At 60.8% G+C, this 13,327-nt stretch carries 8 protein-coding genes; 4 read left to right on the top strand and 4 right to left on the bottom strand.

The window, feature by feature from the left end; translation table 11 throughout:
* Positions 1-26: 26 nt before the first annotated feature.
* Both tssH and tssA read left to right on the top strand, forming a co-directional pair.
* Positions 27-2,702, top strand: a complete 2,676-nt coding sequence (gene tssH / locus SB753_RS25420) for a type VI secretion system ATPase TssH (RefSeq protein ID WP_410802459.1) — start codon at positions 27-29, stop codon at positions 2,700-2,702.
* A 35-nt stretch (positions 2,703-2,737) separates the two neighbouring features.
* Entirely contained in the window at positions 2,738-3,856 is a 1,119-nt protein-coding gene (tssA, locus tag SB753_RS25415; RefSeq protein WP_088175981.1) for a type VI secretion system protein TssA, read from the top strand.
* A 95-nt stretch (positions 3,857-3,951) separates the two neighbouring features.
* Here the strand turns inward: tssA and SB753_RS25410 are convergent, their stop codons facing one another.
* The 4 genes from SB753_RS25410 to SB753_RS25395 form a co-directional block, all read right to left on the bottom strand.
* Positions 3,952-4,917 carry an OmpA family protein gene (locus tag SB753_RS25410; protein ID WP_408492712.1) on the bottom strand — a complete coding sequence of 322 codons (966 nt, stop codon included), beginning with the start codon at positions 4,915-4,917 and terminating at the stop codon, positions 3,952-3,954.
* 4 nt (positions 4,918-4,921) lie between these two features.
* Positions 4,922-5,914: a type VI secretion system-associated protein TagF gene (gene tagF / locus SB753_RS25405; protein ID WP_020070388.1), complete on the bottom strand. Its 993-nt coding sequence runs from the start codon at positions 5,912-5,914 to the stop codon at positions 4,922-4,924.
* Positions 5,911-9,780 (bottom strand): type VI secretion system membrane subunit TssM, encoded by a 3,870-nt coding sequence (tssM, locus tag SB753_RS25400; RefSeq protein WP_410802457.1) that lies wholly within the window; start codon positions 9,778-9,780, stop codon positions 5,911-5,913. Before tssM ends, tagF begins: the two co-directional genes overlap by 4 nt.
* Positions 9,781-10,053: 273 nt before the next feature.
* Positions 10,054-10,899, bottom strand: a complete 846-nt coding sequence (locus SB753_RS25395; RefSeq protein ID WP_027805001.1) for a M15 family metallopeptidase — start codon at positions 10,897-10,899, stop codon at positions 10,054-10,056.
* Between the two features lie 125 nt (positions 10,900-11,024).
* On the opposite strand from SB753_RS25395, the gene SB753_RS25390 reads away from it, so the two are divergent.
* Together SB753_RS25390 and SB753_RS25385 are read left to right on the top strand one after the other, a co-directional pair.
* Positions 11,025-11,999, top strand: coding sequence for a hypothetical protein (locus SB753_RS25390; protein ID WP_410802455.1), 975 nt, complete (start codon positions 11,025-11,027; stop codon positions 11,997-11,999).
* Positions 12,000-12,150: 151 nt separating this feature from the next.
* A complete protein-coding gene (locus tag SB753_RS25385; protein WP_410802453.1) occupies positions 12,151-13,287 on the top strand; it encodes a nucleoside hydrolase in 1,137 nt (378 codons plus the stop codon).
* Positions 13,288-13,327 lie beyond the last annotated feature (40 nt).

Genomic DNA, 13,327 nt, shown 5'->3' with positions numbered 1-13,327 from the left:
GATAGAACCTGACCGGATCGCACGACATGAGCACGTCCCTCAATACCCTGATCGCGAAACTGAATCCGACTTGCCGGCAAGCAGCGTTGCTGGCGGCGAACAACTGTCTTGCACGCGGTCATTACGAGGTGGACCTCGAACATCTGCTGCTTGCGCTGCTCGATGAACCGGCAAGCGATGTTGCGCTGGTGCTGCGCGCAAGCAGGATCGATCCGCATGCGTTGCGCGCGGATATCGAGCGTGAGTTGCAGCGCCTGAAAACAGGCAATACGCGTACGCCGGTGTTCTCGAAACAGCTGATCGATTTGCTCGAACAGGCATGGCTGATTGCGTCGCTCGACTCGCAGATTGGGCGCATCCGTTCAGGGCATTTGCTGCTCGCGTTGCTGAGCGCACCCGATCTCGCACAATTCGCCGAGCGGATGTCGCCATTGCTGGGCGATGTGCGTGTGACGGATCTGAAGCATAAGTTCGACGAGTTGACTGCAGGCTCTCGCGAAGTCGAGCGCAGCGATGCGGCGCAGAGTCCGGACGAAAGCGCGAGCGATTCAGCGAGAGCCGACGCGGCGGTGGGCGCACCGTCGAAGACGCCGGCACTGGATACCTACACCAGCAACCTCACGCAGCGAGCGCGTGAAGGCAAGATCGATCCGGTGATCGGCCGCGAAGGCGAAATTCGCCAGACCATCGACATACTGATGCGGCGTCGGCAGAACAATCCGATCATGACAGGCGAGGCGGGTGTCGGTAAAACTGCGGTGGTCGAAGGGCTCGCGCTTCGCATTGCGGCAGACGACGTGCCCGCGCCGCTGAAAGGCGTGGCGCTGCATGTACTGGACATGGGCCTCCTGCAAGCAGGCGCCAGCGTGAAGGGCGAATTCGAGAACCGCCTGAAGAACGTGATTGACGAGGTCAAGAAGAGCCCGCATCCGATCATCCTGTTCATCGACGAGGCGCATACGATCATCGGCGCGGGCGGGCAGGCTGGCCAGAACGATGCGGCGAATCTGCTGAAGCCGGCATTGGCGCGCGGCGAATTACGCACAATCGCTGCGACCACCTGGAGCGAGTACAAGAAGTACTTCGAGAAAGACGCAGCACTGGCACGCCGTTTCCAGGTCGTGAAGATCGAAGAGCCGAGCGAAACGCTGGCGGCAGCGATGTTGCGCGGCATGGCGTCGCTGATGGAAAAGCACTTCAACGTGCGGGTGCTCGACGACGCGATTACCGAAGCAGTGCGCCTCTCGCATCGGTACATTAGCGGCCGGCAACTGCCGGATAAGGCGATCAGCGTGCTTGACACCGCATGCGCGAAAGTCGCGCTCGCGCACAGTTCGACACCGGCCGCCATCGACGACACGAAGAAGCGCCTCGAGCGTATCGACGCGGAAATTGCGGCGCTGGAGCGCGAAGTGGCGAGCGGGGCGCTTCACGACGAACGGCTCGCGCAGTTGCGCGAACTGCGCGAAGAAGACCTGAAGGATCTCGCCGAAGACGAGGCGCGCTACGACAGGGAGCGCGCATTGATGAGCGAGATCGTCGGCTTGCGGGCGGAGATCGACGCCGCGCGGGTGAGTAGCGCGGACGCGGAGCAAGCGGCGAAGGCGCAACAGGCGCGCGAAACGCTCGCGGTTCGCGTCGCCGAATTGCATGCGTTGCAGGGCGGTCAGCCCATGGTGCCGTTGCAGGTGGACGGTCACGTCGTAGCGGAAATCGTCGCGTCGTGGACAGGCATTCCGCTCGGCCGCATGGTCAAGGACGAAATCCAGACTGTGCTCAACCTGCAGCCATTACTTGGCGCGCGGGTGATCGGACAGGATCATGCACTCGAAGCCATCGCGCAACGAGTACGCACGGCAAGCGCGAACCTCGAAGATCCGAACAAACCGCGTGGTGTGTTCATGTTCGTCGGACCGTCGGGCGTCGGCAAGACCGAGACGGCACTCGCACTTGCCGATGTGCTGTATGGCGGCGAGCGCAAGATGGTGACCATCAACATGAGCGAGTACCAGGAAGCGCATAGCGTGTCTGGCCTCAAAGGATCGCCGCCGGGCTACGTCGGCTATGGCGAAGGCGGTGTGCTGACAGAAGCGGTGCGCCGCAACCCGTATTCGGTCGTATTGCTCGATGAAGTCGAAAAGGCCCATCCCGATGTGCTCGAAATGTTCTTTCAGGTGTTCGACAAGGGCACGATGGATGACGCTGAAGGCCGCGAGATCGATTTCCGCAATACGCTGATCATTCTCACGTCGAATGTCGGTTCGCAAGCGGTCATGCAGGCGTGCCTGAACAAAACCGCCGAGGAATTGCCTGACGCCGATGCACTTGCAGAAACCTTGCGCCCGCAACTATACAAAGCATTCAAACCGGCTTTTCTCGGGCGCATGAAAGTAGTGCCCTATTATCCGATTTCCGACGACGTGCTTGCCGAGATCATCGCGTTGAAGCTGGAGCGGATTCGCCGCCGCATAGAATCGAATCACAAGGCGGTGTTCGAGTGGGACGAGTCTCTCGTCGATGCGGTCCTCGCGCGCTGCACCGAAGTGGATTCCGGTGCGCGCAACGTCGACCATATTCTGAACGGCACGCTGTTGCCCGAAGTTGCACAACACGTGTTGGAGCGCATAGCCAACGGCGTGGCGATTCAACGTATTTCGGTGCGCGCAAGCGAGGCTGGCGAGTTCGAATACGCCGTCGCCTAAGCAATTTCACAAATGCATTCTGATAGCTCTGTGCCATGCCGACCAATCTGAACACGTTGCTCGCTCCAATCAGCGAAGCCGCGCCCTGTGGCGAAGATCTGCTGTTCTCCGCCGACTTCGATGCGATCCAGCACGCCCGGCGTTTCGAAGATCCATCGCTCGATCAAGGCGAATGGATCACCGAGATCAAGGAAGCCGACTGGCCGTTCGTTATCGAGCGATCGAGCGCTTTGCTGCAGACGCAGACCAAAGACTTGCGGCTCGCTGTGTGGCTCACGGAAGCGCTTGCCATAGAAGAAGGCGTGAGCGGACTCACGCAGGGTTATACGCTGCTGGCGGGGTTGTGCGAGAAGTTTTGGGACACAGTCCATCCGCTGCCGGAAGGCGACGACACCGAATATCGACTCGGCAACGTTGCATGGCTTGTCGGTCGCACTGGCGATCTGCTGCGTGCCATGCCGCTTACGTCGTCGCAAGGCAACCTGTACAGCACGATCGATTGGGACGTGGCGACACACGTTGCGCAAGCTGTGAAGCGCGATCCCGATCATGCCGACGACATTGCGCGCGGCAAGCCGTCGATCGAGCAGATCGACGCATCGAAACGCGCGACGCCGCCCGCCTTTTACTCAACGCTGCTGGCCGAACTCAAGGCGTTCGAAGCGGCAATGCTCGCACTCGAACAGGAACTGGACCGTCGCGCCGCTGACTCGGCACCGAGCTTCCGTCAGGCGAAAGACGCATATGAAAGCGTTTATCGTCTGGCCGAACGTTTTGCGCGCGAACTGGGCGTGAATGCAGATGCGCAACCGACGTCTGTCGACAGATCGAGTGCGCCGACGCATCACGAACTGGAACGGGCCGAACCCACCTTCAAAACTTCACCGCAACGCGAGGAGCCCGTGTTGACGACGCCGCCGACCCACGCAATCGCAGGAATCCAGAGCCGCGCGCAAGCCGTCGCGCAGTTGCGCGCGGTGGCCCGGTTCTTTCGCACTACGGAGCCGCATAATCCCGCGGCTTACTTCGCCGACAAGGCCGCCGAGGCTGCGGACATGCCGTTGCATCAGTGGCTTTCGACCGTGGTGAAAGACGACGGATCGCTCGCGCATATTCGCGAGTTGCTCGGCGTAAAGCCGGAAGAAAACGGCTAGAGGTCCGCGCCAAAACGAAAAAACCTGGCTTCGAGTCGCTTGACCGAGCCAGGTTTTTTTGCGCGAGCAGTTCACATGCTGACGCGTTGGTCCGCTCAGGAACCCGCGCGAAACTCGATTCGGCGATTACGTGCGCGCCCATCGGCGCTATCGTTCGATGCAATCGGCTGATCGGGTCCGACGCCGGTCGTGCTCATCTGTTGCGGCGGAATGCCCTTCGCGACGAGGTAGCCCTTCACGGCATCGGCGCGTGCCTGGCTCAAAGCGATATTCGAGGTTCGGTTACCCGAGTTGTCGGTGTGACCGATAATCGCCACCGTCTTCGTGGTCATCTTCAGCATCGCAGCAGCCATCTGATCGAGAATGGCGCGGCCTTGCGGCGTGAGCGTCGCGCTGCCGGTCTCGAATTCGATCGTACGATTCGCGAGCGTCTGGTCCAGCAGGCCCTGCTCGGATGCACTGACGCGCAGACCGTTCTTGATCGTATAGGTCGGATTCAGCGCGTTTGCCATATCGCTCGCAAGTTGCTGACGCTGCGACTCGTTGCGTACTTCTCCCTTTACGTCGATCTGCGTGCCGTCGATTTTCAATTGGCCCTTGCTGATCTGCTTCAGTTGCGGGCCGATCAGCTTTTGCACGTTGGCGGACCAGTTAGGCGGCGTCGCAACGTCTGCGACTTCAATCTGATCGACCACGCTGGCTGCACCATACGTCTCCCGCAAACGTGCGAGCACGGCCGCCTTGGTCGCTTCGTCCGGTACTTTGCCGCCCACCACGACCTGGCCCGGCGCCGCGTTAGCGGGCGGCGGCGATGCCGTGACGGCACCGGTGCCCGCACCGGTCGTGCCGCTCGCGAGGCCGGCAGTGTTCACCGCGGGCCCCACATTGCCCGCAGTAGCTGAGGGGTTGGCCGAAGGCGCGGGCAGTGTCGTGGTGCGAATCGAAATGCCGCTGTTGTCGACCGGTGTGACGCGGGCAGGGCCGTCGTTGTCGGCGTGCGCCGAAGCGTTGAACATCAAGCCCGCGAGTAGCACGGCGATCCTGGTGCGTGAGTTCAGCATTGCATTACGCTCCCGTGAAGGCTTCGCGGAACGTGTCGATGCTGACGCGCAAGGACAGTTGCGGTTGGTCGAGGTAGCTGACAAGCTTGCTGATGCCATGATCGTTTTGTGCGTGTTCGTCGATCCACTCGGGATCGTCGATATCGATGTTATGTGCTGCATAGGCTTGCGGATCGACCACGCTATGCAGCGTTTTCGCCGACGCGCCGTTAAAGCCGACAATGAGCCGCTCGCGCTCTGCGATCGTGCCGATGAAGATCGCCAGTTCGAAATCCGCCTGCGCGACGAACGGCGCGATCAGTTCGAGCCAGAATGCCGCAACGAGACTGCGATAGAACGGATCGTTAGGCAGCGGCAGCGTGAGTCCGCGTTCCAGATGCGACGAGCCGCTTTGCATCACGGGGCGCAGCAGAGAACCGAGCGCGAGCATCGCGCCGCGCAAGCGCACCGGATGGCCGCTTGCCAGCAACATCTGTTCGAGCCCGGCGAGCGTCTGGTGCTCGACAAAGTCGTTGAAGGTGCCGTCATGCGGATTGCCCGGACCGCCGCCGATCTCGATCGGCACCTGCGTTTCGCCCAGCGCCTGCAATGCGCCGGCCGGCTCGCTTGCGCCAAGCAAAGGCTTCATCTGCGCCGACACGCGCGACCACAAACGCGCGAAAGCGAGCGGGCTGTGCGCGAGGAACGTGAGCGGCTTTTCGACTTCGAGCGCGGTTGCCGCAAGAAACGGAAAGCGGCGCGACGACTGATCGTGACTCGCCACCATATGGCCCGCAATGGCGAGCTTGCTGCGCGAACCGAGGAACGCGAAGTGCATGGGCTTCGCATTTTCATAGACGATCTTCCAGCGCGGATCGTCAGTGAGCAATTCCATTGCCTCGGCGATCCAGCGGTCGAGCGTGGCGAGCAACTGCGGGTTATGCGCGCTTTTTACGAAGTCCCCACGCGACGGAATCTTGCCGAAGTACGCGATCTGCGCCTGCACGGTCTGCGTCATTGCGCACTCCCTGTGTTCGAAACCGCAGTGGCGGCCGTGGCCGGCCGCGCTGCCGGCGATGCGGGCGCCGCCGTATTCGTGGCCGTAGCGGTGACCGAGTTGGCCGCCGCACTCACGTCCGCTACCGACGACGGCAGGCGCAAACCGCGCAGGCTCTGCTGTTGTGGCGCGTCGCTGCTGCTGCCCGATGCTTGCGACGTGCTGATGATCCGCATGCTCACCGCCACCGTCACATTGCCTTGGGTCCACGACAGGTCGAAGGTCCCATCCGGGCGGCGCTTTCGTTGCGCCGAGTTGATCAGCTTCTCAAGACCGTAGCGGCCCGGCTCGTTGACGAGCTGCAGCGTGCGACCGTCGAAGGTCGTCGCGTTCAGCGTAGCGCCTGGCGAGCCCGACGGATTCGGCCACACGAAGTTGGTCCACTGCGGCGGCGTGTTGCGGTAGCGCATCTGCTGACCGTCGATCGCGAGCGTGTACTCGGTCGTTCCGCTGCTCGGCTGCGGCAGAATCTGGAACACCGTCTGCGGCTCGGCCGAGCTTTGGCCCGCCGACGCACCCGCTGCGCCGCCGGCGAGCGGCGCGACCCAACGCGCGAAGCCGTTGGTGAAGTCGGGCGTGAGCGCGAGGCCCATGTCGCCCCATGTGCGGGCGGTGAGCGTGTCGCCGCGGCGCACCGCGAGCGGCCCGAGCGTGGTGCCGACGAACTTCGCAATCGAACCGTCGGGTCCGAATACCTGCGCAATCTCACCCGCGCCGGCTTCGACCTTCGCATCGCCGGCAAACGGATACTTGTTCGCCAGCGAATTCTGGAACGTCTGATACACCTGCGCATTCCACACCTTGTTCACTTCGACGCTCGCGGGCTGAATCACCACGGCATACGCGGCCATCAGCGGACGCACCAGCAGCGGCCGCAACGCCTTGCGTTGTGAGTCGGTGAGACCCGTCAACATCTGCTCGTCGACATACTTGAGCGAATCGGCCAACTCGGAGCCGCTGCCGTCGAGCGTCTGCTGCATGAGCTGGCGCGCGCCCGGCCCGGGATCGCCCTGATTCTTGATGACGTTAAAGCGCGTACGGACCTTCGACAGCGTGTCCATGTAGCCCTTGAGCATCGAGCCGTTGTCGCCCGTCACGACAATGCGGCCGAGCGCGGAGAACGCCTGGCCGATCGGGCCCATCGGCAATTCCACTGGATTACCGTTGATGTCGATGTTCGCGTTCAATTGACCGGTCGGCGCGCGTGCGAACCATTGTTTGAACCAGCTCGTCACGCCGCTTTGCGCGCGTTTCAGGTTCGCGTTGAAAAGCGACGGGTTATCCCACGAGGTCTGGTCGTAAGCAGTTTCGAGTACTTTGCGAATGGGCGAATCCTGCGGATCGCCGAGACGGTTCATTGCGTCCACCGCTTGTCCGAAACTGCCGAAGCTCTGCACAGCAATACCTTGCATTAACTTCTGCCAGTGCATTGCGTACTCGGTCTTGTACATCGTGACGAGTGCTTTCTGAATCTGCTCAGGGCTGCCTTCGAGCGTGAGGTCGTCATGAGCGGAGGTGTTGAGCACCCAGTCTTTCGCTTGCAGTTCTTTCGTCGCGGCGTCGCGGATTGCAGGCTGCACGTACTGGAACCACGCTTCACGCGTGAACGTGCCGGGGATCGCGTAGCTGCCCGCCACGAGCGCCGTGTTGTTTTCGCCGACGATGCGCGCGATGGTCATTGGCGCGAAACGGGTCGACGCGCGCGCCTTGATCTCTTCGTAGACACGCTGACGAGCCGGCATGCCGCGCACCACGCGGCGCAGGTTTTCGCGCGTCTGGTCAACGAGGCCGAGGTTCTGGTCGATCATCGGCCAGTCGTCGTCGGATACGCGTGACAGGTAGAACGTGATCATGCGCTCCGCGCTGCGGATCATCTCGTCACGCGGCATGTTGCCGCGATTCGTTTCGAGCCAGCCGCGCCAGAAACGCGCAACCTGGTCGGTCAGATGAGCCGTTTCCACGTGACGTTTGTCACTTAGCATCAGATACGTCTTGAGCGCGTTGTACGCGTCTTCGACGTTGGTTGGCGATGCGTCGCTATAAAGCCCGCCCTGGCTGTTCGCCGCCATGGCCGTGTGAGCCGAGACGGGAATGGCGGCCGCATCGGGCGTGCGGTTGAGCGGCGCAAGCTGATCGGGATGCGCGTTGACCTCCTTCAGGAACGACGCGAGGTTCTGCGAAACCGGATCGAGAAGGATCTGGCGCACGCCGTTGTAGTACTCGGTAAGCAGGCGTTCTTCGAGACGGTCGCCCTGGTACAGACCGAATGAAACGGCGAGCGGCTTGTCGCGGCGGAACTGTTCCAACTGGTCGATACGGTCTTCGAGAACGTCCATGGCCTGCAGGCGCGATTGCAGATCGTTGCGGTTCTGCTGCAGGCGCACCACGTTGTCGAGGTCGGCTTTCACGTTCTCGGCGAGTTGCTGATTGCCGATGGTCGACCAGGTCCAGCCGCCGAGTGCGAGCGCCAGCGCGGCGACGAAGCCGAAGAACGTTGCATAGCGCATGCGCGTTTTCGCGGGGCTTGCAAACTGCTTGACCGTTTGCCGGTCTGCGAAAATTACTTTCGAAAAAAGATCGCGCAGAAAGAAGCCGTTCTTCGAGAATGCGCTATGCGGCTTCGGCAGGCTGTCGGCGCTCAGGCCGAAGCGGTTGGCGATGCGCGTGGCTGCGGAGCTATTGGTTTCGCCTTCCTGCAATGCACTCGTGAAATAAAAGCCGCGGAAGATCGGCTTGTACTGGAACGGGTTCGTTTCAAAGAGCGTGGCAAGGAACGCACGCAGTGCCGGCTTGATCGTCGAGAATTCCAGTGGAAAGCTCAGTTGACCGGGCGAGAGCTTATTGCCGCGATTGATTGACATTTGCGCGACGCTGATTTCTTTCAGGCCGTCGTACAGTTCTTCGAAGTGCTCGTCGAAAAGCCCCACCACGTCGCGCTTCTCGTCCGGTTCGTAGGGCAGGGTGGCGCCCCACACGCGGTCGTATTCATGACGGTCGCTGCCGCTGAAGAATTCGGTGAAGCCCGTAATCAGGTCTGCCTTCGTGAACATCACGTAGACAGGCGCGAAAACTTCGAGCTTCTCGGTCAATTCCTGCACACGCTGGCGCAGGTTCTTCGCGAGATTGATTGCAAATTCCGGCTTGCTGCTGGTGAGCTCCGCAATGCTCGCCGTCACGATGATCCCGTTGATCGGTGCTTTCGGCCGAAAGCGTTTGAGCAGGCCAAGAAAGCCGAGCCATTCGGTGCGGTCTTCTTCATGCACTGAGTAACGGCCGGCCGTATCCAGCAGAATGCCTTCGGTCGTGAAGAACCAGTCGCAGTTGCGCGTGCCGCCAATGCCGTGAATTACCGCGTTGTTCTTGTCGGCGAAGGGAAACTGCAAGCCTGAGTTCAACACGGCGCTGCTCTTGCCGGCGGCGGGGTTGCCGATCACGATGTACCACGGCAACTCGTACAGTGCGGAGCCGCCCGAGACCTGACCGATCTTCGAGGTCTTGATGGTCTTGACTGCATCGACGAGGCGCGTGCGCAGCACGTCGAGTTCCGCCTGACGGGCGGGCGTGGGCGCAGGACCGGCCTCTGTGCTCTGTTTCTCGGCCTGCTGTTCCAGCATCTCGCCGAGTTTGCGGTTCGCGCGCCGCGCGCGCAGGCGGCGCACCGCCCACACGAGCAGCCATAGCGCGATGACCACGCCGAGTGCGATGGCCGGCCACATCAGATCGATCTGCAATGTATCGGCGCCGACGAACAACACAGCAGCGAGCGCGAGCAGGCCGATGATCGAGAGCGTGCGTGGATGGGTCAACACGTTGAGAATGCGTCGCATAAGCCGTTCAGGTCTTGATGATTGGTGTTGTGGCGCGTGCTGTGGCAAACGGCATCACGCGAGTGCAGCGTTTGAAACCGAAGCGAAAGAAAACGAAAGCGGGTTCGGGACAAACATGAAAATGGGTGAATTGTTAAATGCGTGAGTGCGGTGCTTGCAAATAGCGGCCTGATGAATGCACCGTCGTATGGCCGATTGCGGTTTGCACTGCCGCTTTTTGCCATAAATAATGATTGAACGCCCCATTTTCCAGCCTCTTGTACCCGTTACGCCTTAATGACCCCGTCCGAGGACGAAGCCGGGTTTGTGATATTCAACGTGCCCGAGATCCATCATTTTCCAGCGGCCACCCCATGTCAGGCCGACCTGTTCGGCTGTTTGCCCATATAACTGATAGCCTCGCATCGCCCAGGGATCTTTTTCTGAAATGACGAGCTTGCCGTCGCGTAGAAACGCATTGTCCGCCGCAAGACCGTATTGGTGATAGCTTTGAAACGCAGCGGCATTGGTGACGTTGCTCCCCATTTGCGCGAGCCGGTTTTGCCGCTCCGGACTGCGATAACCTTCAAGCAAAGCCATTTCGTACCCGTGCTGCTCGTGCATGATTTTGTAGACGAGCAATAAACGCGTTCTGAAATCGGCATCGAGCAGATTCCAGTCGCGGCTCGCATCTTTCAGCGCGGGCCGGATCTGCTCGACTTCACGCGTGGCAAACACCTCCGGCGGCAGCGGTGGCGGGGGTACGAGCTGTTCGCCGTTTAGTAAGGCGGCAATTTTCTCGTCGGGTACCCGTGCTGTTTCGTCGAATTGGAATAACTGCCGGCCGCGTAATGCCAATGCCACCAATGGCGGCGTCGCAAGAATACCTGTGGTGGTAAAAATCAGCAAGCGCCGACGCGCCAGTAATTTCTTCATATCCACCGCAGTGGATTGCGAAATTCTTGCCGAGCGTGCTAATTGGCCGCGCGCGACGGATGCGCTACGCGATGCCCCGCGCATAACGCGCCCATGAATGGTCAGTGCAGCGTCTAATAGAGAAGCCCGGACTGCCGGTAAAAGCAGCATTGCGGCGATCACAACCGCGATGGCGAAATAGGCAAGAAGTACTACGGCAATCAATGGCGACCCCGGAAATTGGAAACAATTGTATTTTGTAATGCTTGCTCTTAGAATCAGGCCTGCTCGGAGAGGAGCCGGAGCAGTATTATCACGGCGAAATAATCCAGGATTCAATGAGACAGTGAATGAGTGCGCCGGAAAATTCAAATTCCAAAGCCCCGCCTAGCCTGTTATCCGATAAGGCTAAAGGCGCAGATGGCAATGGTTCGCGAATTCTTGCGAATCTGGAAGGCCGCGTCGCGCCGCCTAACGATAAACCACGCCGGTCAAGAACGCCTCTTGCGCTGGTCGCCCTGCTTGTAATCGCCGCGGGGGGATGGGGCGCGTGGCACATGCAACAACGTGCGCCTGCGGAGCCGGTCGCCGGCGCCCTGCCCGCGAGTGGAGCCAACGTCGCCAGGGCCGCCGTACCGGCCTCCGTTGCGAGCGCAACCGTTCAGCTCGCCGCGAATGCGCAAGCGCCCGCGCCGGCATCGTCGCAAGCGGCGACGATCATCGCCGATGACAGCGACAGCAAAGCCGCGGCTTCTTCTGCATCGGCGTCCGCGGGTCTCGCGGACAACCGCTTGTCGCGGGCGCTTGCTGACGGCGCGGTGCCGAGCGGCGCTTCGACCTCGGTTGCTGCGGTCGCACCGGTCTCAGGCGCGTCGGCAACGGCACCAGCGGTTGCGTCGGCGGCGAAGCACGACAAGAGTTCAACGGCCGTTGCGAGCAGGAGCAAGCACGAGGCCGCGGCGCACGGCAAGAAGGAAACCGTAACGGCAAGCGCAGGCAACCATCGTTCGGGCACGACGATCGCCGCCACGCAGACGAAGAAAGCGAAGCCGGGTGCGACGTCGAAAGATGATTCGGACGCCGATCTATTGGCCGCGCTCGTTGCACGGACCAAACCGGCGGACAGCAAGGCGGGCGGCAGTAGTTCGGCCGCCAAGGTGCCTACCTCGGCGGCGCCGGGCAATGCAAAGCTTGCCGAGCGCGTAAAAGAGTGCGGACAGCGTGGCTTTTTCGAAGACCAGTTGTGCCGCTGGCGCGTGTGCGACGGTCATTGGGGCAAAGACCCCGCATGTCCAGGCTCTGCGCAGCAAGCGCGTCAGCCCTGACTCTTTGCCATACGAGTTCTCTGTTCGAGAGGTCTTGGCGAGGTTCGCGTTATCCGCGAGCCTCGTCGATACTACGGTTTGATTTCGGCGTCTTTAAGTCTATGATGACTCTCCCTAGTCGCACACCGATGCGATAGAACAGGAGACATCAATGAAGCGGTTTTTCGTGGCATTGAGCTATGTAGCAAGCGTCGTGACTGCTCTGGTCATTGCGGCATGCGGCGGCAGCGAACTGAATCCCTCCAATCCCCCCAAGGTCATTATCGACAGCGACTACAACACGTTGAGCGACGACGGCCAGCTCGGCGTCATGGCGGCGCAATTACAGGCGCAGGGATCGCTGAAAGTACTCGGCATTACCGTAGTGTCGGGTAATCAATGGTTGAAGCAGGGCGTGGCGGATGCATTGAAATCCGTCGAGCGGCTCGGCGTTGAAAAGCAGATCGGCGTCTATGCGGGCGCAAACTATGCGCTGTCGCATGACTTCGCCACGATCCAGGCAGAAATGGCGCAGTTCCCCGGCGGCGACGGCTATCTCGGCGCTTGGGGCACGCCCGAGCCGAAGTCGGATAGCGACCTCGTGGCACCGCCCGACGGCTTCGCGACGCACACCAAGGTGCAGAGCAAAAGCGCGGTGGATTTCATCGTCGATTCAGTGAAGCAGAATCCCGGCGAGGTGACGATTCTTGCAATCGGACCATTGACCAATATCGCGCTCGCCGCGCGTCAGCATCCCGAGATCGTGCCGTTGATCAAGCAGATCATCTATATGGGAGGCGCGATCGACGTGCCGGGCAATACGACATCAACGGCGGAATTCAACTGGTGGTTCGATCCGCAAGCAGCGAAAGAGGTGCTGCGTCTGCCGGTGAAGCAGGTCGTCGTGCCGCTCGACGTGACAGACACCGTGAAAATGGATAAGGCGCTTTACGACCGTATCGCACATGATCCAACGAAGCAGACCATCATTACTCAATTGTTCAAGACATTGAATGGCTACGGTTTCGACGGCAAGAACGGCTTCGAGACGAACCCGAACTACACCACGAACATATGGGACACACTGACACTCGGGTACCTGATGCATCCTTCGTTTGCGACCCAGACCGTGGACGAGTGGGTGGACGTGGATACGAGTTTCGGCGCAAATGACGGCAAAGCTACCGGCTATGCGAGCTCACCGCCGGCTGGCTTGCAGAAGATGACCATCGTCAAACGCTTCGACAACCAGAACTTCTTCAATTTCTATGTGGACCTGCTGACCCGGCCGGTGCCGCTGCCAGGCTGATCTATTGTCACGCGTGTACTGCTGCGAGGCTGCATGAATC

Origin of the sequence: Paraburkholderia sp. SIMBA_053, assembly GCF_046534895.1 — a bacterium.
Taxonomy (GTDB): Bacteria; Pseudomonadota; Gammaproteobacteria; order Burkholderiales; family Burkholderiaceae; genus Paraburkholderia; species Paraburkholderia caledonica.
Note: the sequence above shows the minus strand (reverse complement) of the source record. Positions and strands in the feature narration are given on the sequence as shown.